The sequence below is a fragment of the Chelatococcus daeguensis genome (assembly GCF_001887265.1).
GTDB lineage: Bacteria > Pseudomonadota > Alphaproteobacteria > Rhizobiales > Beijerinckiaceae > Chelatococcus_A > Chelatococcus_A sambhunathii.
Window position 1 is genome coordinate 361,024 of the sequence record NZ_CP018095.1, and the last position, 18,990, is coordinate 380,013.

Consider the following 18,990-nt stretch of genomic DNA (forward strand, 5'->3'; position numbering starts at 1 on the left):
CGCAGGGCAGCGTTCTCTAGCCGGGGCGACGGGTGGCGCCGTCGGCCAGCCGGGTAGGATTCGGGCCGGGCGACTTTTGTTCATGGAAGGCTGCGCAGCGAAGGACCGCGCTTGCCAATCGGTGCGTGCAGCGGCAGTCTCGGTGTGGCAGAGACGCTCGGCGGGGCAATCGACGGCCATTCTCTCTCGCCGGGCAACGGGCATGGGGCTCCGACATCATGATCATGGACGGTGGGATTGCCGATGGTGGCGCGATGAAGAAAACGGCTTTGACCGGGCTTTCGCCGGCGCTTCTCAACCGCCGGTCGTTTTTGATCGGCTCCGCCGTCGGCCTTGGTGGGCTCGGGCTGTCCGGTTGCATGACGTCCGATGGCATGAGCCTGGCCGAGGCGAAGCTGGCCTATGGGCCGGTGCCGGACGAGAAGTTTCCGATTCCGGCGGTTGATGTCAGCAAGGTCGATCCCAAGTTTTTCCGTCGGACCGTTCGTTACGAGACCCAGGAAGAGCCTGGCACGATCATCGTCGATCCCGGCAACTATTACGTCTACCGGATCGAGGGCGACGGACAAGCGACCCGCTATGGCGCCAATGTCGGCCGCCAGGGGTTCCTGTGGAGCGGCGACGCCTATGTCGGGCGCAAGGCCGAATGGCCGACCTGGACACCGCCCAGGGAGATGATCCGGCGCCAGCCCGAAGTGGCGAAGTATGCCGGCGGCATGCCGGGCGGCCTCGATAACCCGCTCGGTGCTCGCACGCTCTATCTCTATCAGAACGGCGCCTATACCCTCTATACGATCTACGCCAGCAGCGACCCGGAATCGATCGGCAATGGTGTCACGAGCGGCTGTGTCGGCCTGCTCAGCCAGGACATGATCCACCTCTACGAGCGCACGCCGCTCAAGACGAAGGTTGTCGTCCTGCCAGCATAGCGACGGGCGGCCATGTCTTCCAGGATCGCCGCAGCCAAGAGGCGTGTGCGGGGCCGTCGGGCAAACATGGCTGGGGCGTATCCGTCCTTCCTGCCGGGCATCCCATGTCGCCGGCACCTTTCTCTACGCGCCTGGTGGTGGCTGGTGCTCTTGCTCGCGCTCTTGCCGGGAGCCCTGTGCGTGCGATGCTGCCCGGCGTGCTGGCCATCGTCACCAAGCGCCAACTTGCCGGACGGTTTGTCGCGAGAACGCTCCTGCGGCCGGCTCGGAATCCACTTTGTCGAGTGTTACGCCAGGCAGACGGTTTGAGAACCGATTTTGCACTTGATTCCCGCGCGTCGAGGGCGTAGTGCGCGAGCGTCTGCAGCCGTTTGGCCGCAGACATGTCTTCCCGCAGAGAATGTCATGGACAGTTACCCTAGTTGTGGCGCCCGGTGGCGGGCGCCATTGCGGAATGAGGTGATCGCTCCCGGCCAGGGCCGGGTGAGCGGCGGCATTCGGACCTAAGGGTCGGCCCCGTTCACCTCCCGCCCCCTCGCCGAGGGGGATCGCAGGAGGTGAACGATGGAGACAATCATCTTCCTCTCGCATGCCCGCCGGCCGACACCGGACCGGCGGTTCGCCGGCCGCCGGGAGCGCCTGCCCGGTCCGCTTCCTTGTGCCCGTGCGCCGGCCCAGTCGCGGCCCGTTTCGCAGTTGGTGCGTCGCTACGGCGACTGGCCGGCTTGATGGCCGGTGGTCGCTGCACGAGGACGCAGCAGACGTCGACACCCGTCGTTGTATCAGGCGGCACGTCCGGATCACGATCCGCGGCGCGGCCCATCACAGGCCCGAGGCCGGCTGCCGTCCGGCGGCCTGACGGCATTCAGGAGACCGAACATGGAAGACGGATCTAGTCGCTTGGCCACGCGGCGCTCCAGCTTCGTGGCCCTCCCCCGCAAGACGACCCCGACAGCCCGCCGACGCGCGCGCCTGCCACCGCACTGATGGCCGGTCCCCCGTCGGCGGCGTCCCATCTGCCGACGGAGTTAAGACATGACCGCCATCATCACCGCCGCCGATTTCCGCGGCCATCTCGCCCATGACGACCGCGCCGCGATCAAGGCGGCGCTTGCCGATCGCCATGTCGCCGATATTGCTGCCGCTGCCGGTGAGCTTGATCCCCGCGACATCGCCAAGATCCTTCTTCTGCTGCCCGAGCGCCAGGCGGCCGAGGTCTTTGGCTATTTCGCGCCGGCCACGCAGGTCGCCATTGCGGACGAGTTGAGCCGCAGCGACCTCGCCCGGCTCGTGACCGCCATGTCGCACGACGAGCGTGCCGATCTGTTCAACCGCCTGACGCCGAGGCAGCAGCAGGCGCTCCTGCCCGGCATCGCCCACGCGGAGCGCGAGGACATCCGCCGGCTTGCTGCCTACCCCGAGGGCACGGCCGGCTCGCTCATGACCTCGGACTATGCCGTTCTGGCACCCGATCTCACCGCCCGCGAAGCGATCGACCGGCTGCGCAACGAAGCCCCGGACAAGGAGACGATCTACGAGGCCTACGTGGTCGATGGGGCCCGCCGCCTCGTCGGCGTCCTCTCCCTGCGCGACCTCCTGCTTGCCCGCGACGAGGTGCGCGTGGCCGACATCATGCGCAAGGGCGTGATCTTCGCCCACGTTCAGGACAAGCGCGACGAGGTGGCGCGGAAGATCGCCGACTATGACCTGCTGGCCCTGCCGATCGTCAACGGCGGCGATGCGCTCGTCGGCATCGTCACGGTGGACGATGCGATGGACGTGGCCGAGGCCCAGCGCGGTCGGCGCGTGGCCCAGTTCGGCGGCAACGCGGCGGTGGGGGGCGGCCCCGACCTCGATCTGCTGGCCTCGAGCTTCATGCAGATGTTCCGGGTGCGCGCCTTCTGGCTCGTCCTGCTGACCATCTTCGGCGTCATCACCAGCACCTTTGTCGCCGCGCAGGAGGAGATGCTCGATCGGGTGATCATCCTCGCGGCCTTCATCGCCCCCATCGTCGACATGGGCGGAAATACGGGTAGCCAGTCGGCTACCCTCGTCATCCGCGCCATGGCGATCGGCGACGTGAAGCTGCGTTGGCGCGACGTGTGGTTCGTGATCCGGCGCGAGATTCCGGTCGCCCTGGCGCTGGGCGTCGTGATCGCGGCGCTCGAGGCCGTGCTGGCCTTCTTCAGCAAGGGTGTGGGAGGCGATGTCCTCCTGGTCGTCGGCCTGTCCATGGCGATCTGCACCGTGCTGGGCGGCCTCATCGGCGCCCTGCTGCCCTTCGCCGCGCGCCGCATCGGCACCGATCCCGCGACGTTGAGCTCGCCCCTGATCACGTCGGTCATGGATTTGCTCGGCGTACTCATCTACTTCAGCCTCGCCTATGCCTTCCTTGGACACCTGCTGAACGCAGGATAGGAGAAGGCGGGAAGTCAACGTCGCCCGGCCGATAGCGGCGGCCCCGCTGGCCGGGGCCGGCGTTCAGCCGTCGCTCCCCCTCCAGAAGCGCTCGCCGCGCATGAGAAGTCGGCCGTTGCGGGTCGCGATGCCGAGTTCGAGGCTCTCCGCGATCGTCTTCGCATGGGCCGTGAAGCGTGCGGCCGCGGCGGGCGGGCACAGGTCGCGCGCCGTCTCCTCGAACAGCGCCAGCCAGCGGTCGAAGTGGCGCGCATCGACCGGCAGCGGCAGGTGCTTCGCCATCGGCCGGCCGCTGTAGCGCCCGCTCTTCAGCGTCACCGAGGACCAGAAGGCGCAGATCTGCGCAAGATGCGGCTCCCAGTCGACGATATGGGCGGCAAAGACGGGCCCGATGAGGTCGTCATTGCGGACCCTGGCATAGAAGGCCCGTACCAGCCGCTCGATCATCGCCTCGTCGATGCCGGTCTCGCCGGTGCTGTCGCCGGCGCCGTCCGTGCGCCGCTCGGGTTCCGTCATGATTGTTCCGCGCCCATGGTCGACGGGCGGCACCATATCAATGGCCGCCCTCCTGCATAACCCTCGGCCCGCGACGGGTCATGGTGTCTCTTTGCCGCTGGTGTCCTTGCGGGGGCGTGGCTGCCCTTCCGCGTCGGGGCGCGGAAAATAGACGTGCCAGCCGGAAACGCGCGCGTCCGCGATGCCGGCATGAACGGGCGTGAAACACCAGGGGCAGCGCACGGCCGCGCGTGGCACGCTGCGGCTGCACGCATCACAGAACAATATCCGGGCACCAGTCGTCACGGCTCGACCTCCATGCGCGCCGATGCGCGCCACAACACAGCGATGGTTCGGTGTGCGGGGGTCCCGGAGCGGGTGCGGCGCTCGCCTTCTCGTCAGGCGTCAGCGCTCCCGGTCCGGGTGACGACATGCGTCAGCCGGAGGAAGCGAATCGAATGTCTGCGCGCGCCGTAGGTCATGAGCCCTGAGTGGACGACGATTGGGGCCATTTGGAGGATTTTGCCTGGCCCGCGCCGGGCCATTCGCGTGGCGGCTCAACCGCGCCCCCTCCTTGTGCAAATCACGAGGCCCGGCGCCAATGTCGACGGAACGGGCTTGCCCGGGCCGCGGCGCCGGGCGAGAAACGGCGAGCCGTCGAACAGCGCGGCGAGAGATCGACCGGACGGTTGGCTGTGCGCGAGGGCGCCCGGCCGCCCGTCTCAGGCAGGGAGCATGGGTGTGGAGAAACTCGTCATCACGCTGGCCGGCATCAGCTTCAACGCGCGGCTCGAAACCGAGAAGGCACCGGCGACCTGCGCGGCCTTCCTGAAGCATCTGCCCTTCCGCAACAAGGCGATCCACGTGCGCTGGAGCGGCCAGGCGGTCTGGATCCCGCTCGGTGATCTCCAGTTCGGCGTCGGCTACGAGAACGCCACCTGCTATCCGGCGCCGGGCGAGGTCGTGCTTTATCCCGGCGGCGTGAGCGAGACGGAGATCCTGCTCGCCTACGGCCGCGTCGCCTTCGCCAGCATGGCCGGCCCCCTCGCCGGCAACCACTTCCTGACCATCACCAGCAACCTCGACAAGCTGCCCGAGCTCGGCACCAAGGTGCTGTGGGAGGGGGCGCAGGAGATTTCCTTCGAGCGCGTCTGAGGGCGTCAGCCTTCCGTGCGGCCGCGGCCGAGGTAGAGCTCGGCCGCCCGCTCGTCGGCGAGCAGCGTCGTCGCCGCTCCCTCGAGCGCCACCTTGCCGCCGTCGAGGATGCAGCCGCGATCCGAGATGGCGAGCGCCTGGCGCGCGCGCTGTTCGACCATGAGCACGGTGACGCCGAGCGACGGCAGCCGGGCGATGAGCGAGAAGACGTCGGCCACGCGCGCCGGCGACAGCGCCGCCGTCGGTTCGTCGAGGATCATCAGCCTGGGCCGCGGCATCAGCGCGCGGGCGAAGGCGAGCTGCTGGCGCTCGCCGCCCGAGAGGCTGCCGGCCCGCGTGCGCCGCCGCTCCCCGAGCAGGGGAAACAGCGCGAACAGCTCCGCGATGCGCGCCTTATGGTCCTTCACGCCCTGCACCACCTGCAGGTTTTCCAGAATGCTGAGCGAGGGGAAGATGTTGGCGACCTGCGGCACGTAGCCGATGCCGAGGCCGATGCGGTCCTCCGCTGGCAGGCCGAGGATGTCACGCCCGTCGATGCGCACGGCGCCCGAGACTCGCGGCAGGAGGCCGACGATCGCCTTGGCGAGGGTCGACTTGCCGGCGCCGTTGGTGCCGGCCACGGTCAGGATCTCGCCCTCGCTGAGGGAAAGATCGATGCTGTTGAGGATGTCGACCTCGGAATAGCCGCCCTTGAGGTTGTCGATGGCGAGGATGGTCACACTGCGCCTCCGAGATAGGCTTCGCGCACGCGCGCATCGGCGAGCACGGCGTCGGGCGCGCCCATGGTGAGGATACGGCCCTGGTCCATGACGTAGAGCTGCGGGGCGAGCCGCGTCAGCGCCTCGAGGTCGTGCTCGATAACGAGGAAGCCGATGCCCCGCCCGTTGAGTTCGCGGATGCGCTCCATGATCTCGCCGATGAGCACTGGATTGACACCGGCGAAGGGCTCGTCGAGGAGGATGAGCCGCGGCTTGACGAGGAGCGCCCGGCCGAGCTCGACGAGCTTCTTCTGTCCGCCCGAGAGCTTGCCCGCCGGCTCGTCGGCGACCCGCTCCAGCCGGAGAAAGCGGATGACCTCGCGGACCTCCTCGGCGAGCCTCTCTTCCTCCTCGCGCACCTTGCCGGCGCGGAAGAAAAGGCCGACGAGGCTCTCGCCGGTCTGGCCGGGTGCCGCTGCCATCATGTTCTCGCGCACGGTGAGATGGGCGAACTCGCGCGGCACCTGGAAGGTGCGCACGAGGCCGGTGCGGGCGCGCCCGGCGGGGTTCAGCCCGTCGAGGCTCCTGCCGTCGAACCCGATCGCGCCTTCGTCCGGCGGCATGAAGCCGGAGATGACCGAAAAGAGCGTCGACTTGCCGGCGCCGTTCGGGCCGATGAGGCCGACGAGGCCGCCCATGGGCACCTCGAGCGAGACGCCCGAGAGCACCTTGAAGCCGCCGAAGGCCTTGGAGATATTGGTGACTTGGAGGCTCATCGCTTGGTGAAATCCCCCATGAGGCCCTGCGGGCGGTAGATGGTGAAGAGGACGAGGAGCAGCCCGACGACGCCGATGCGCAGCGAGGCCATCTCTACTTCCGAGACGCCCGGCACGATGTCGCGCAGGAAGCGCGAGCCTTCGAGGAAGAGCATCAGGAGGCCGGTGCCGACGATGGCGCCCGAAACGCGCCCGACGCCGCCGATGATGATGGCCATCCACACGTAGAAGGTGACGAGCGGGATGAACTGGTCCGGCACGATGTAGGTGATGTAGTGGGCGTAGAAGGCCCCGGCGATGCCGGCCAGCGCCGAGCCGAGGATCAGCACCTGGATCTTGAAGCCGGCCGGATCCTTGCCGAGCGCTTGCAGCGCCTCCTCGTTGTCGCGGATGGCCTCGATGACGCGGCCGAACGGGCTCGCGACGATGCGGCGCATGGCGTAGATCGCGGCGAGCGTGACGGCGAGGATGAGGCCCATGACGGCGAGCTGCGCGCCGATGCCCACCGAGATGGTCTCGAACAGACGCGGAATGCCGGGGATGCCCTGCACGCCGTTGGTGAGCCATTTCTCGCTGGTGATGACGAGGCGCACCGTTTCCGAGAAGCCGAGGGTGACGATGGCGAAATAGTCGTCGCGCAGCCTGAGCGAGATGAGGCCGATGGGCCAGGCCGCGAGGCCCGCCGTCACCGCCGCGGCGGGGATGGTGAGCGCGAGCGGCAGGCCCTGCAGCGACAGGAGGGCGGAGGTGTAGGCGCCGATGGCGAAGAAGCCCACATGGCCGAAGTTGATGAGGCCGGTCAGCCCGTATTGCAGGGTCAGCCCCAGCGACAGGAGCATGTAGATGAGGGCGATGATCGCGATCGCCGCGAGATAGGCGTCCATCAGCGTACTCCCTCGATGCGTCCGAAGAGGCCGCGCGGCCGCACCAGGAGCACGGCGAGCAAGACGACGAAGGACAAGGCGATCTTGTAGGTGAAGCCGACGAAGGGCGTCGACACCTCCTGCGCCACGCCGAGGACGAGCCCGGCGACGACCGCACCAACCGGGCTGCCGATGCCGCCGAGGATGGTGGCGGCGAAGATCGGCAGCAGCATCTCCCAGCCGACCTCCGGCGAGACGATGGTCTTGATTCCGAGCATCATGCCGCCGACCGCCGAGACGCCACCGGCGATGAGCCACATGGCCGTCATTACCCGCTCGGGGCGGATGCCGGAGACGCGGGCGAGGTCCCGGTTGTCCGCCACGGCGCGCATCTGCCGGCCAATGGGCGTGAGATAGAGGATGGCGAAGACGGCGGCGAGCGCGACGACGGCGACGGTCGCCAGCTGTAGGTCGAGCGGGTTGATGGCGAGCCCGGCGATGCGGATCGGCCGCGACAGGGGCACGTTGAACACCTGCTGCTGGTGGCCGAAGGCGACGCCGAGCCCGGCCCTGATCATGAAGCCGATGCCGATGGAGGCAACGAGCAGCGACACCACCGAGCGCCCGGCAAGGCGCTTGAAGACGGTGAGATAGGCGACAAGCGCCAGCACCGCCGCACCACCAACGGCTGCGATGCTGCCGAGCGCGAGCGAGCCGCTGGCCTTGTGGACCGTGAGCGCCGTGTAGGCACCGAAGGTCATGGTGTCGCCCGTCGCCGCATTGGGGAAGCGGGCGATGCCGAAGACGAGGGTGAGCGCCAGTGCGCCGAGGCCGACCACGAGCCCCTGGACGAGGCCGTTGACAGCAAGTTGAGCGTAGAACAAGGGACCATCCCGCCCGGTTGAACGACGGCGCTGACCGGCTTGAACCGGCCGCGGCGCCGATAGCAAATCTCGTGCCCACCCCCGCCGTCATGCCCGCGCTCGTCGCGGGCATCCACGCCTTGACAGTCAGGCAACGTCAAAGGCGTGGATGGCCGGGACAAGCCCGGCCATGACGCCGCTAAGAAGGCAGCGTCGCCGAGAACCACCTCAGATCTTGACGACGTAGCGGCGGTTGAGCTTGCCACCCTCGATGAAATAGGCGCCGAAATCGGGCGTGACGTCGCCGTGCTGATCGAAGTCGAGCACCGAGGAGGCGCCCTCGTAGTTGATCTTGCCGGCCTTGAGCGCCTCCTTGCCCTCGGCGAAGGATGAGACCTGCTTGCCGTCCGGGTTGCCGACCTCGCGCAGCTTTGCGACGACCGCGGCCATGTCGGAGGTGCCGGCGGCCTCGATGGCGAGCGCCAGCACCGTCATCATGTCCCACGTCATCGCGGCATAGACGTTGTTGGTGCCGGCCTGGCCCATCGCCTTCTGGTAGGCCGCATCATAGGCCTTGAACGCTTCGGCGCCCTCGTTGGAGACGGAATCGACCGAGATGATGCCCTCCGTCACCTCGGCGCCGAGCGCCTCGACGAGCTGCGGGTTCGCCGCCCAGCCGGGGATGATCCACTTGACCGGTTGGCCGGTCTGGAACCATTCGCGCAGGATGATGGTGGTGTCGGCGATGTAGGAGCCGGTGACGATGACGTCCGGGTTCGCCGCCAGCACCTTCATCAGCTCGGAGCGATAGCTCGCCTGGTTCGGCTCGTAGACGACGCTCTCGACCACCTCGCCGCCCTTGGCCTTCCACGCCTTGGTGAAGCCCTCCGTATTGCCGATGCCGGAGGCGTTGTTGAAGGCCATGGTGGCCGGGCGCTTGAAGCCTTCCTTCTCGCAGATCTCGGCGAAGGCGCGGCCGAAGCGGTCGTTGGTGGCCTGGAAGCGGAAGCCGAGGCCCTTGGCATTGGCCGGCGGCACGGACAGCGCCGGCGCGCCCGAGCAGTGCATCAGCGGAATGCCGGCATCGTTCGTCAACGGGATGACGGCGAGCGACACGCCCGAGGACCAAGTGCCCAGGATGGCCTGCACCTTGTTGACCTCGATGAGCTTCTTGGCCGCGAGCACGGCCGCCTGCGGGTTGGTCTGCGTGTCCTCGGCGACGATCTCGATCTTGCGCCCGCCGGCGCCGCCGGCGGCGTTCACCGCCTCGGCGGCGGCGACGATCATCTTCTGCATGCCGGAGCCGTAGGGCCCGCCGACACCCGTGACGGGGCAGAGCGCACCGATGCGGATCGCGTCGGCGCCCTGGGCGCGGACGATGGAAGGAGCGGCGACAAGCGCCGCACCGGCGGCGACGGAGCCCAAAAATTCGCGTCTGGTCGTCTTCATGGCTTGTCCTCTGGATTCTTCGGTTCTTGCGTTATGCGTCGAGCGTGTTCTTGACGAAGCGCCCTTCCTTCATGATGGCGGGCATCGACCGGCCCTGGCCCGTCAGCAGGGCAAGGTCGTCGAGCGGGTTGCCGTCGACGACGATGAGATCCGCATAGGCCCCGGGTGCGATGCAGCCGATCTTGCCGTCCATGCCGCAGAGCCGCGCCGCATCCAGCGTGGCCGAGCGGATGACGTCCATCGCCGGCAGCACGCGGCCGCGGATGACGAATTCCTCGGACTGGTGGCGGTGCATGGCGCCGAGCAGGTCGGAGCCATAGACCATCGTGACGCCGGCCGAATGGAGAATCTCGAGCGAGCGCAGGCCTGCAAGCCGCACGTCGTCGATCTTGGCGACCGAACTCTCGGGCAGGCCGTAGTTGGCGCCTTCGCTCTTCAGTGCCTCGTAGGTGACGAGCGTCGGGCAGGCGAAGGCGCCCTTCTCGGCCATCAGCTTCGCCGTCTCGGCCGTGACGAGGTTGGCGTGCTCGACGGAGTGCACGCCGCATTCGACGCCCCGGCGGATGGCCTCGTCCGTGTAGAGATGGGCCGCGACATAGGTCTGGGCGTTCTGCGCCTCCTCCACGATGGCCGTCACCTCCTCGCGCGAGAAGCCCATGAAGGCGATGGGGTCGGTGGGCGAGGCGACGCCACCGTTGGCCATGATCTTGATGAACTGTGCGCCGGCCTTGATCTCTTCGCGGGCGGCGAGGCGCACTTCGCTCAACCCGTCGCAGATGCGGCCGAGGGAACCGAGCTTGCGGTCGAAGGCGTGGCGGTCGCGCACGTCGTAGCGGCCGCGGAAGTCGCAGTGGCCGCCTGTCTGTGACAGGGCCTTGCCGCAGATGACGAGGCGCGGCCCCTCGAAGAGCCCTTCTTCCACCGCCTGCTGCAGGCCGAAATCGGCGCCGCCGACGTCGCGCACGGTGGTGAAGCCGCGCATCAGCATGCCGCGCATGATGACGGAGGCATGGGCGGCAACGAGTGAGTCGGGCAGGAGCGCGTTGCGGCCGAGATTCGCCTCGGAGGCAATGACGTGGACGTGGCAATCGATCAGGCCCGGCATCAGCACCTTGCCGGCGAGGTCGATGACCCGGGCGTCCTTCGCCCGGAGTGGCGCGTCGCTGACCTCGCGAATGTGCCCGTCCTCCACCAGGACGTTGACGCCCTCGCGCGGCACGGCGCTCGCGCCGTCGACGATGCTGGCGTTCTGGAAGATGGTGATGCTCATGGTGCTCCCTGGCCTGCGGCTGCGCCCGCCGGGTTCGGCGGTGCCTCCTGTTCTCAGCTTTTCGGGGTCGTCCCCGCGCGTTCAGATGCGACTGCGGCGATGCCTTCCGCGGCCTGGTCCGTCTCGCCACCGGGGCGGAACTCACGCTTGACCTGGCGCTTCCAGAAGGCGAGCAGCTCGCGGAAATAGGCCGGATCATCCTTGACCGGTGTCTGGGCGATCATGCCGCGGATGAGGCACATCGAGGCGTTCATGAGGACGAGCGCATGGTCGACGTCGACGCCTACCTGGCCGGCGAGCTCGGCCCAGACGGCATTGAGTCCGGCATGGAATTCCTTGACGACGGGTACGATGGCCGCGCGGAAATCGCCGTTGTGCCGGGCCTCCGGCAGGTATTCCATCGTCACATAGAACAGGCGGTCGTTCATTATCTGCCAGAGGAAGTCGACGATCTCGTCCGTCGAGCCGCCAGACCGGCGGATGTCCGCCGCCATCTCGTGCAGCGAGGCCGTGCTCTGACGCAGCATGTGCGCCACGGCGGCGACGATGATCTCTTCCTTGGAACTGAAATGATGCGTAAGCGCGCCGCGCGACACGCCAGCGCGCTCGGCGATGTCGGTCGTCGACATGCGGTAGAGCCCGCGGTCATGCAGGAGGTCGATGGTCGCCTCGAGCAGGCGCGCCACCGTGTCGGCGCTGCGCTCCTGCTGGGTCCGTCGCTGTCGGCGCTGGCTCATGCTTCCCCCTTTTGGTCACAAGGATGAATCGCTTGAAAGAAACCGTCAATCCTGTTTGTACAAGCTGGTCTGTTTTTTGTTTCGCTTGGGTCGCGCTCGCGCTCTTCAGTTGCGGCGGTGCGGGATGACTTTGCAGCGCCCGCATGGCACAGCCGGAACCCCAGGCGGGGGGAGGCGAAGCGCAGGAGGCGCGGGTGACGGCAAGGCCGATCGTGATGTTTCCGGATTGGCGCCTGCGCGAGTCTGCCGCGCCCGTCGTCGCGTTCGACGAAGCGCTGCATCAGCTGGCGCAGGATCTCCTTCAGACCATGCAGGCCGCGCCGGGCATCGGCATCGCGGCGCCGCACGTGGGCGTTCTCCTGCGCGTCGTCGTCATCGAACTGCCCGGCGGCACGGGGCCGCGCTTCTATGTCAATCCGCTTGTCGAATGGGCTTCGGCCGAGACGGCGCGCCACGCCGAGGGCAGTGTCTCGATGCCGGGCGTGAGCGAACAAGTGGAGCGTCCGGCGCGCGTGCGCGTGCGTTTCCAGACGCTCGAAGGGGTGGAAGGGGTCGAGGAGGCCGACGGTCTGCTGGCCGTGTGCCTGCAGCATGAGATCGACCAGCTCGACGGCCTGTTCTGGATCAGCCGGTTGTCGCGCCTCAAGCGCGAGCGTGTCTTGCGCCGCTACGAGAAGCTGCGGTGGACGGCCTGAGAAGGCGGCCCTGCCGCGGCCTCACGGCTCCGATGGCGTCCGCAGCCGTGCGAGGGCATGCCGGAAGCTGTCGCTGACGGCGAATTGCGGATCTGCATAGCGCGCATCGGGTGACGCAGGTGTGTGGATCGTTACGGCCATACCCTGGGGGAGGGCGAGTTGCAGCGTCAGGCCGTAATGACCGCCTGTTTCCGACGTCCGGACGACGATCCGGCAGGTGGCGAGGAGGCCGATCGCCTGCTGCAGATGGTCGATCTCCTGCAGGATGGCGGCCAGGATCGGGCGACTCGATGCCATGCCGTCAAAATCGATCTCGACATGCGTATCCACTGGCAATCCGTGCATTGACCCGCTTTCTGGTACGATCACTATCGGCTGGGCAAGCGCCCGCCTTGCGGCAGGTCAAATCCGACCGACGGCAGGCGTGTCGCCGGGCTTCAACTCAAATTGAACGGTGCCTGCTGCCGAGCGCTCGGCGGCAAGGTGACGAGAGGCGGCAAAGTGGTTCAATCTCGGCTAAGAAGTGCTCGAAACGCCTCCGCCATCGGGACAGTCCGCATGAATCGCTTGTTCGCCCTTGCCGTGGCAGCGGGCCTGTCCGCGACGGCCACCTTCCTGTCCCGGCCCGCCGGCGCGGAAGCCGAGCGTGACTGGCAGGAGACGGTGGCGGCCGCGCGCGGAGAAACCGTGCACTTCAATGCCTGGGCGGGCGATCCGCAGACCAACGCCTTCATCGCCTGGGTCGGCGACCTCGCGAAGGAGCGCTACGGCATCAATGTCCGGCACGTGAAGCTCGCCGACACCGCTGAGGCCGTGACCCGCGTCGTGACGGAAAAGGCGGCAGGCCGCGATAAGGGTGGCAGCGTCGACCTCATCTGGATCAACGGTCCCAATTTCCTGTCCATGAAGGAGAAGGGTCTGCTCTTCGGCCCCTTCGCCGAGACGCTGCCCAACTGGCGCCATGTCGACAGGACGAAGCCGTCGAACCTCACGGATTTCACAATCCCCGTCGAAGGCTACGCCGCGCCCTGGCGGCTGGCGCAGATCGTCTTCCTCTACGATTCGGCCCGCACGCCGCTCGCGACCCTGCCGAAGACGATCCCGGCCTTACTCGACTGGGCGAAGGCCCATCCCGGCCGGCTGACGCATCCCCACCCGCGCGATTTCCTGGGCGCCACTTTCCTCAAACAGGCGCTCGTCGAGCTCACCGCCGATCCGGCCATGTTGCAGCAGCCGGCGAGCGACGCGACCTTTGCTACGGTCACGGCGCCGCTCTGGCCCTGGTACGACGCCCTGCGCCCGCACCTGTGGCGCGGTGGCGAGGACTTTCCGGCAACCGGCACGGCGCAGTTCGCGATGCTCGCCGACGGCGAGATCGCCCTCGCCATCTCCTTCAACCCGGCCGACGCCGCCGTCGGCATCAGGAAGGGCACCTTGCCGGAAACGGCGCGCGTCTACGTGCTCGACGGCGGCACCATCGGGAACACGAGCTTCGTCGCCATTCCCTTCAATGCGGCGCACAGGGCGGCGGCGATGGTGCTCGCGGACCTCCTGATGTCGCCCGAGGTGCAGGCACGGGCGCAGGATCCCGCCACCATCGGCGCCTTCACGGTCCTCGACCTCTCGGCCCTCTCCGAGGCCGAGCGCACCCGCTTCGCGCCGCCGCCCGATGCAGTCGGCCTGCCGACCAATGCCGAACTCGGCGCCCCGCTTCCCGAGCCACATCCGAGCTGGATGACGCGCCTCGTCGCGGAGTGGGAGCGGCGTTATACGCGTTGAGGCGGCGATGCTGCTGCGCCTTGCCCCGGCCGCCACGCTCGCCGTTCTCGCTGGGCCGGTCGTGCTGGGGCTTGCCTTCACGCTGCTGCCGGCCTTCGGCTTCCTGCCGGCTCTCGGCGGCGCGACCTTCTCGCTCGACGGCTGGCGCATGCTCTTCGCTGCCCCCGGCTTCGCCAGCGCGCTCGCGCTGACCTTCGGGACGGGACTCGCAACGACGCTCTTGGCCCTGATCCTCGCCGCCGGTCTCTGTGCCGCCGCGGCGCACCGGCCCGGCATGGCGCGGCTGCGGCGCCTCATCATGCCGCTCCTTGCCAGCCCGCCGAGCGGCGTTGCGCTAGGCTTCGCCTTCCTCGCCATGCCGAGCGGCTGGCTGGTGCGCCTCCTCTCGCCCTGGGCGACGGGCTGGCAGGTGCCGCCGGCGGAGCCCGTGACGGTCGGCGATCCGCTTGGCGCCAGCCTCGTCGCCGCCCTCCTCCTCAAGGAGGTGCCCTATCTCGCCCTGATGCTCTTCGCCGCCTCCGCCACGGTGCCGGTCGAGCGGCTGACGGCGGCCGCCCGCGCGCTCGGCCGCGGCCCGGCGACGGCCTGGGCGACGGTGGTCTTCCCGCAGCTCTACAGGCAGGTGCGCCTGCCCATCTTCGCCGTCCTCGCCTTTTCCATGTCGGTCGTCGACGTCGCCATCATCGTCGGGCCGGGCAACCCGCCCCCGCTCGCGGTCCTCGCCACGCGCTGGTTCCAAGGCTACGACCTCGCCCTCTATCATCCCGCGGCCGCGGCCGCGACGCTGCAGTTCCTGCTTGTCGTCCTCGCCATACTCCTGTGGCTCGCGCTCGAAAGGCCAGCCGCCGCCCTCAACCGCCGGTGGCTGGCCCGCGGCTCGCGCTCGCGCGTGCCGGGCACGGCGGCCGAGGTCGCAGGCGCCCTCGCCGGCCTCCTGATCGTGCTCGGGCTGCTGTCGCTCCTTGCGATGCTGATCTGGTCCTTCGCCGGTTCGTGGCGGTTTCCGGCTGCCCTGCCGGACCATTGGCAACTCGCGGTGTGGCAGGGCGAGGCCGGTGGAGCCGCCGTGCTCGCCGTCACCAGCGCCGGCATCGGCCTTGCCGCCGTCGCCATCGCCCTCGTCCTGACGCTGGCCTGCCTCGAGAACGAGCAGCGCCACGGGCTGCATCCGGGGGTGGCGGTGCTGTGGCTGATCTATCTGCCGCTCATCGTGCCCCAGATCGCCTTTCTCTTCGGGGTGCAGGTGCTGCTCATCCACGCGGGCCTCGACGGCACGCCTGCCGCCGTGGTCTGGGCGCATCTCGTCTTCGTGCTGCCCTTCGTCTTCCTGTCGCTGGCCGATGCCTACCGCGCGCTCGATCCGCGCTATGCCATGACCGCGGCGGCCATGGGAGCCGGCCGGTGGCGGATCTTTCTCGTCGTGAAGCTGCCGCTGCTCGCCCGGCCCATCCTCGTGGCCGCGGCCGTCGGCTTCGCCGTCTCGATCGCGCAATACCTGCCGACGCTCTTTGCCGGTGCCGGCCGGGTGGCGACGCTGACGACCGAAGCGGTCACGCTCTCCTCCGGCGGCGACCGCCGCATTCTCGGCCTCGTCGCCGTGCTGCAGACGGCCCTGCCGCTCGCGGCCTACGGCCTGGCCCTGGCCATACCGTTCCTCGCCTTCCGCCGCTTCAGTAGCATGGCATGAGCGGCGGGCCTGCGGCTGCCGGGGCGCTCGCGCTCGAGGGTGTCTCCATCGCCTCGCGCGATGGGCGGCACCTGGTCGAACGCCTCGATCTCACCGTCACGCCCGGCACCGTTGCGACGGTGATGGGGCCGAGCGGCATCGGCAAGTCGACGCTGCTCGCCTATGTCGCGGGTTTCATCGACCGGCGGGCCTTCGTGGCCGAGGGGCGGGTGATGATCGGGCACGAGCGGATCGACACCCTGCCGGCCGAGGCGCGGCATGTCGGCATCCTGTTTCAGGACCCGGTGCTCTTTCCGCATCTGAGTGTGGCCGGCAACCTGTTGTTCGGCCTGCCGCGCGGGCGCTGGCGCCACAGGGCCGAGCGGCGGGCGAGGGTCTCGGAGGCCCTGGAACAGGCCGGGCTCGGCGGCTTCGAGGATCGGGATCCCGCGACGCTGTCGGGAGGGCAGAAGGCGCGAGTCAGCCTCCTGCGCACCTTGCTGGCCGAGCCGCGCGCCCTGTTGCTCGACGAGCCCTTCGGCAAGCTCGACGCCGCGCTGCGCGCGGATGTCCGCGCCTTCGTCTTCGCCCATGCGCGCGAGCGTGGCCTGCCGGCCCTGCTCGTCACGCATGACGCCGAGGATGCGGAGGCGGCCGGCGGGCCGGTGGTCGCGCTCGCCGGCCCGGGCCTGCAGTTCAGGCGGCCTTCCGGTTGAAGATGGCGTCGTAGCCGGCGCCGATGACGGCCGCATCGCCGGCCGAGATCGGCACGAGCGGAGGGCGCACGTTGAGCCAGGCCGCATCGCCCGTGCGGTGGGCGACGAGCGCCTTCACCGCCGGCGTCACCGGATATTTGAGCACGAGCTCGACGAGCTGGTTGATGCCCTCGTTCGGCTCCGCCTTGTCGATCAGCCTGGCGAGCTTGTCCGGGCAGACGTTGGCGAGGCCCGAGATGGCGCCCTGGCCGCCGAGCGCAACGCCCCGGGCGAGGTAGCGCTCGTCGCCGATGAGGATGACGAGATCCTTGTGGGCCGCGAGGAGCGCCTCGGTATAGGCCCAGTCGCCGGAGGAGTCCTTGACGCCCATGACGACGCCCGGGAAGGCCGCCGTCAGCCGGCCGATCAGCGCCACCGACAGGGGCACCGCGGTGACCGAAGGGATATTGTAGAGAATCACGTTGCGCGCTGCGGCGCCGAGCTTGCCGAAGAAGGCGGCGAACCAGGCGAAGAGTCCGTCGTCGCTCACGCCCTTGAAGTAGAAGGGCGGTGGCACGAGCAGGGCCTTGCAGCCGGCGTCGAGGGCAAGTCGCGCCTGGTCGAGCGCCTCGTGGAGCGAGGTGGCGGCGAGCCCGCCGACGATCCGGTCCCCGGGGATGCCGGCACCGAGCAATGCGCCGAGGACCTGCTGCCGGCCGGCGAGCCCGACGGAGGGACCCTCACCGGTGGTGCCGAAGACCGTGACGCTGCTGCAGCCATTGGCGAGGCACCACTGGGCATGGGCGGCAAGGCGCGGCAGGTCGATGGCGCCGTCCGCATGGAACGGCAGGGTCATGGCGGCGGACAGGCCGAAACGGTCGCGCGTGGCGGACAAGACGAAGATCCTCGGTCGAGAGAGCGGGCCGACGGCCCAAGCGGGAACGGGCTAACATGTTACATATTCCAGGTTGACTGGCAAGTATGTGCGACGCCCTTCTGGCAGGGCTTCGAGTGCGGAGGTTCGAGCGGCGCGCCAGTTACGGCCCGGGCGTGACGGGTCGCAGGAAGGTGCGCTCCTCCGCGTGGATGAACCGCCCCTCCTCGGCCATGCGAAAGTTCGCCGCGCCGCCCGCGTCGGCCCTGAGCCGTGCCCGATAGGCCTCGTAGGCGGCGAGGCTCTCGAAGGAGATGAGGCCCCACGCGATGTTGTTGATGCCCTCATGCGGCAGGAAATAGCCGACGAGATCGCCGCCGCAGACGGGAATGATGTCGAGCCAGTTGCGGGCATAGGCTTCGAAGGCATCACGCTTGTAGGGATCGATCCAGTAGCGGATGGAGACGGTGACGGTCATGGCGGGGCTCCTGTCTTCATGCATCGTCTGGTCCCCACCATGGGCGGCGCCGGTGCACCGATGTTACGGTCACCTCCGAAACATGATGCAGCCGGATCTGGCAGGCTGGTGCGGCAGGAAGGGAGACCGCGGATGGTTTCGACGGCGGCCTTTGCCGAGATTGCGACGCTTGCGGGGGAGCCTGCGCGGGCGGCGATGCTCCAAGCGCTGATGGACGGGCGGGCGATGACAGCGGGAGAGCTGGCCCGGGCCGGCGGCGTGACGCCGCAGACGGCGAGCGGCCATCTCGCCCGACTGACCGAGGCCGGCCTTGTCGCTGTCGAAAAGCAGGGCCGTCACCGCTATCATCGCCTTGCCTCGCGCGCCGTCGCGCAGATGATGGAGGGCATCATGCAGGTTGCCGCGACACGGGCCGTCCCCGGCCACAGGCTGACCGTCGGGCCGCGCGACGCGGCGCTGCGGCGTGCCCGCACCTGCTACGACCATCTCGCCGGCCGGCTCGGCGTCGCCCTTGCCGATATGCTGGTCGAGGCCGGACACGCCGAGATCGAGCCCGAGGCTGCCACCCTGATGCCGAGCGGCGCCGACCTGCTCGCGAGCCTCGGCATCGATCTCGCAGGCCGGACGGCCGGGCGCCGCGCCCGCGTTCTCTGCCGGCCCTGCCTCGACTGGAGCGAGCGCCGCCCGCATCTGGCCGGTGCCGTTGGCGCGGCGTTGTGCAGCCACTGTTTCGCAGAGGGCTGGATCCGCCGCATCGAGGGCAGCCGCGCCGTCGCCGTCACGCGCAAGGGTGAGGAGGCCCTGCGCCGGCACTTCGGAATCGTCGTCACCTGAGGATGTCGGTGGCGCGATGGTCGTCGCCGACCGTATCGACGAGGAAAGCGGCGCCGTCCGCATGCTCCGTGCGCAGCGGCAGGATGGCCTGGTAGGCTGGCGAGCGGTACCATGCCCGGGCGCTCTCCCGGTCGGGAAAGGCAATGATAACAAGGTCGCCCTCGAAGGCGCCTTCGAGCGGCTCCACAGGCTCGCCGTGCAGGACGAAGCGGCCGCCAAAGGGCGCGATCGTCGCATCGATCTTTTCGAGATACGCGATGATGGCGGGTCCCATGGTGACGGAGCGCAGATGGGCGATGGCAAATGTTGTCATGTT

General features: G+C 68.7%; 20 protein-coding genes. 8 read left to right on the plus strand and 12 right to left on the minus strand.

Annotation, left to right across the window (positions count from 1 at the left end):
* Nucleotides 1-218 precede the first annotated feature (218 nt).
* The gene (locus BOQ54_RS01660; protein ID WP_055459892.1) at nt 219-929 is read left to right on the plus strand and encodes a L,D-transpeptidase; all 711 of its coding nucleotides are present in this window, start codon (nt 219-221) and stop codon (nt 927-929) included.
* A 1,035-nt stretch (nt 930-1,964) separates the two neighbouring features.
* Nucleotides 1,965-3,347 (plus strand): magnesium transporter, encoded by a 1,383-nt coding sequence (mgtE, locus tag BOQ54_RS01665; protein WP_055459891.1) that lies wholly within the window; start codon nt 1,965-1,967, stop codon nt 3,345-3,347.
* A 63-nt stretch (nt 3,348-3,410) separates the two neighbouring features.
* On the opposite strand, the gene BOQ54_RS01670 is transcribed toward mgtE, so the two are convergent.
* The gene (locus BOQ54_RS01670; protein WP_063188012.1) at nt 3,411-3,863 is read right to left on the minus strand and encodes a group III truncated hemoglobin; all 453 of its coding nucleotides are present in this window, start codon (nt 3,861-3,863) and stop codon (nt 3,411-3,413) included.
* A gap of 714 nt (nt 3,864-4,577) precedes the next feature.
* On the opposite strand from BOQ54_RS01670, the gene BOQ54_RS01675 reads away from it, so the two are divergent.
* A complete protein-coding gene (locus tag BOQ54_RS01675) occupies nt 4,578-4,997 on the plus strand; it encodes a DUF3830 family protein (protein WP_071923124.1) in 420 nt (139 codons plus the stop codon).
* Between the two features lie 5 nt (nt 4,998-5,002).
* On the opposite strand, the gene BOQ54_RS01680 is transcribed toward BOQ54_RS01675, so the two are convergent.
* The 7 genes from BOQ54_RS01680 to BOQ54_RS01710 all read right to left on the minus strand — a co-directional run bounded on the left by BOQ54_RS01680 (nt 5,003) and on the right by BOQ54_RS01710 (nt 11,653).
* Nucleotides 5,003-5,716 (minus strand): ABC transporter ATP-binding protein, encoded by a 714-nt coding sequence (locus BOQ54_RS01680; protein WP_071923125.1) that lies wholly within the window; start codon nt 5,714-5,716, stop codon nt 5,003-5,005.
* Nucleotides 5,713-6,471 carry an ABC transporter ATP-binding protein gene (locus BOQ54_RS01685; RefSeq protein WP_071923126.1) on the minus strand — a complete coding sequence of 253 codons (759 nt, stop codon included), beginning with the start codon at nt 6,469-6,471 and terminating at the stop codon, nt 5,713-5,715. Before BOQ54_RS01685 ends, BOQ54_RS01680 begins: the two co-directional genes overlap by 4 nt.
* Nucleotides 6,468-7,355, minus strand: a complete 888-nt coding sequence (locus BOQ54_RS01690; RefSeq protein WP_055459886.1) for a branched-chain amino acid ABC transporter permease — start codon at nt 7,353-7,355, stop codon at nt 6,468-6,470. Before BOQ54_RS01690 ends, BOQ54_RS01685 begins: the two co-directional genes overlap by 4 nt.
* Entirely contained in the window at nt 7,355-8,218 is an 864-nt protein-coding gene (locus tag BOQ54_RS01695) for a branched-chain amino acid ABC transporter permease (RefSeq protein ID WP_055459885.1), read from the minus strand. The genes BOQ54_RS01690 and BOQ54_RS01695 overlap by 1 nt, the downstream gene beginning before the upstream one ends.
* A gap of 207 nt (nt 8,219-8,425) precedes the next feature.
* Nucleotides 8,426-9,646, minus strand: a complete 1,221-nt coding sequence (locus tag BOQ54_RS01700; protein WP_055459884.1) for an ABC transporter substrate-binding protein — start codon at nt 9,644-9,646, stop codon at nt 8,426-8,428.
* A 31-nt stretch (nt 9,647-9,677) separates the two neighbouring features.
* Complete coding sequence (locus BOQ54_RS01705) at nt 9,678-10,916, minus strand: metal-dependent hydrolase family protein (RefSeq protein WP_055459883.1); 1,239 nt, start codon at nt 10,914-10,916, stop codon at nt 9,678-9,680.
* 53 nt (nt 10,917-10,969) lie between these two features.
* Entirely contained in the window at nt 10,970-11,653 is a 684-nt protein-coding gene (locus tag BOQ54_RS01710; RefSeq protein ID WP_245316263.1) for a TetR/AcrR family transcriptional regulator, read from the minus strand.
* Nucleotides 11,654-11,847: 194 nt separating this feature from the next.
* Here BOQ54_RS01710 and BOQ54_RS01715 point away from each other — a divergent pair, with 194 nt between their 5' ends.
* Nucleotides 11,848-12,348, plus strand: coding sequence for a peptide deformylase (locus tag BOQ54_RS01715; RefSeq protein ID WP_055459936.1), 501 nt, complete (start codon nt 11,848-11,850; stop codon nt 12,346-12,348).
* A gap of 21 nt (nt 12,349-12,369) precedes the next feature.
* Here the strand turns inward: BOQ54_RS01715 and BOQ54_RS01720 are convergent, their stop codons facing one another.
* Nucleotides 12,370-12,645 carry a hypothetical protein gene (locus BOQ54_RS01720; RefSeq protein WP_210187187.1) on the minus strand — a complete coding sequence of 92 codons (276 nt, stop codon included), beginning with the start codon at nt 12,643-12,645 and terminating at the stop codon, nt 12,370-12,372.
* A 261-nt stretch (nt 12,646-12,906) separates the two neighbouring features.
* On the opposite strand from BOQ54_RS01720, the gene BOQ54_RS01725 reads away from it, so the two are divergent.
* The 3 genes from BOQ54_RS01725 to BOQ54_RS01735 are packed head-to-tail and all read left to right on the plus strand — an operon-like array spanning nt 12,907 to nt 16,509.
* Nucleotides 12,907-14,127 (plus strand): ABC transporter substrate-binding protein, encoded by a 1,221-nt coding sequence (locus BOQ54_RS01725; protein ID WP_083585868.1) that lies wholly within the window; start codon nt 12,907-12,909, stop codon nt 14,125-14,127.
* 7 nt (nt 14,128-14,134) lie between these two features.
* On the plus strand, nt 14,135-15,814 hold the full coding sequence (locus tag BOQ54_RS01730; RefSeq protein ID WP_071923128.1) for an ABC transporter permease: 1,680 nt from the start codon (nt 14,135-14,137) through the stop codon (nt 15,812-15,814).
* Nucleotides 15,811-16,509, plus strand: a complete 699-nt coding sequence (locus BOQ54_RS01735; RefSeq protein ID WP_071923129.1) for an ATP-binding cassette domain-containing protein — start codon at nt 15,811-15,813, stop codon at nt 16,507-16,509. Before BOQ54_RS01730 ends, BOQ54_RS01735 begins: the two co-directional genes overlap by 4 nt.
* Here BOQ54_RS01735 and BOQ54_RS01740 read toward each other — a convergent pair.
* Together BOQ54_RS01740 and BOQ54_RS01745 are read right to left on the minus strand one after the other, a co-directional pair.
* Complete coding sequence (locus tag BOQ54_RS01740; protein ID WP_145979704.1) at nt 16,490-17,383, minus strand: dihydrodipicolinate synthase family protein; 894 nt, start codon at nt 17,381-17,383, stop codon at nt 16,490-16,492. The two genes, BOQ54_RS01735 and BOQ54_RS01740, sit on opposite strands and share 20 nt — an antisense overlap.
* 142 nt (nt 17,384-17,525) lie before the next feature.
* The gene (locus BOQ54_RS01745; protein WP_055459878.1) at nt 17,526-17,840 is read right to left on the minus strand and encodes an NIPSNAP family protein; all 315 of its coding nucleotides are present in this window, start codon (nt 17,838-17,840) and stop codon (nt 17,526-17,528) included.
* A gap of 132 nt (nt 17,841-17,972) precedes the next feature.
* On the opposite strand from BOQ54_RS01745, the gene BOQ54_RS01750 reads away from it, so the two are divergent.
* Complete coding sequence (locus BOQ54_RS01750; protein WP_071923130.1) at nt 17,973-18,674, plus strand: ArsR/SmtB family transcription factor; 702 nt, start codon at nt 17,973-17,975, stop codon at nt 18,672-18,674.
* On the opposite strand, the gene BOQ54_RS01755 is transcribed toward BOQ54_RS01750, so the two are convergent.
* Nucleotides 18,667-18,987, minus strand: coding sequence for a DUF1330 domain-containing protein (locus tag BOQ54_RS01755; RefSeq protein ID WP_055459876.1), 321 nt, complete (start codon nt 18,985-18,987; stop codon nt 18,667-18,669). The genes BOQ54_RS01750 and BOQ54_RS01755 overlap by 8 nt on opposite strands.
* Nucleotides 18,988-18,990 lie beyond the last annotated feature (3 nt).

Excerpts from the sequence above, each read along its gene's own strand:
- BOQ54_RS01660 (WP_055459892.1), top strand. The coding sequence starts at position 219 with ATGATCATGGACGGTGGGATTGCCGATGGTGGCGCGATGAAGAAAACG.
- mgtE (WP_055459891.1), top strand. The coding sequence starts at position 1,965 with ATGACCGCCATCATCACCGCCGCCGATTTCCGCGGCCATCTCGCCCAT.
- BOQ54_RS01670 (WP_063188012.1), bottom strand. The coding sequence starts at position 3,863 with ATGACGGAACCCGAGCGGCGCACGGACGGCGCCGGCGACAGCACCGGC.
- BOQ54_RS01675 (WP_071923124.1), top strand. The coding sequence starts at position 4,578 with ATGGGTGTGGAGAAACTCGTCATCACGCTGGCCGGCATCAGCTTCAAC.
- BOQ54_RS01685 (WP_071923126.1), bottom strand. The coding sequence starts at position 6,471 with ATGAGCCTCCAAGTCACCAATATCTCCAAGGCCTTCGGCGGCTTCAAG.
- BOQ54_RS01690 (WP_055459886.1), bottom strand. The coding sequence starts at position 7,355 with ATGGACGCCTATCTCGCGGCGATCGCGATCATCGCCCTCATCTACATG.
- BOQ54_RS01700 (WP_055459884.1), bottom strand. The coding sequence starts at position 9,646 with ATGAAGACGACCAGACGCGAATTTTTGGGCTCCGTCGCCGCCGGTGCG.
- BOQ54_RS01705 (WP_055459883.1), bottom strand. The coding sequence starts at position 10,916 with ATGAGCATCACCATCTTCCAGAACGCCAGCATCGTCGACGGCGCGAGC.
- BOQ54_RS01710 (WP_245316263.1), bottom strand. The coding sequence starts at position 11,653 with ATGAGCCAGCGCCGACAGCGACGGACCCAGCAGGAGCGCAGCGCCGAC.
- BOQ54_RS01720 (WP_210187187.1), bottom strand. The coding sequence starts at position 12,645 with ATGGCATCGAGTCGCCCGATCCTGGCCGCCATCCTGCAGGAGATCGAC.
- BOQ54_RS01725 (WP_083585868.1), top strand. The coding sequence starts at position 12,907 with ATGAATCGCTTGTTCGCCCTTGCCGTGGCAGCGGGCCTGTCCGCGACG.
- BOQ54_RS01730 (WP_071923128.1), top strand. The coding sequence starts at position 14,135 with ATGCTGCTGCGCCTTGCCCCGGCCGCCACGCTCGCCGTTCTCGCTGGG.
- BOQ54_RS01735 (WP_071923129.1), top strand. The coding sequence starts at position 15,811 with ATGAGCGGCGGGCCTGCGGCTGCCGGGGCGCTCGCGCTCGAGGGTGTC.
- BOQ54_RS01745 (WP_055459878.1), bottom strand. The coding sequence starts at position 17,840 with ATGACCGTCACCGTCTCCATCCGCTACTGGATCGATCCCTACAAGCGT.
- BOQ54_RS01750 (WP_071923130.1), top strand. The coding sequence starts at position 17,973 with ATGGTTTCGACGGCGGCCTTTGCCGAGATTGCGACGCTTGCGGGGGAG.
- BOQ54_RS01755 (WP_055459876.1), bottom strand. The coding sequence starts at position 18,987 with ATGACAACATTTGCCATCGCCCATCTGCGCTCCGTCACCATGGGACCC.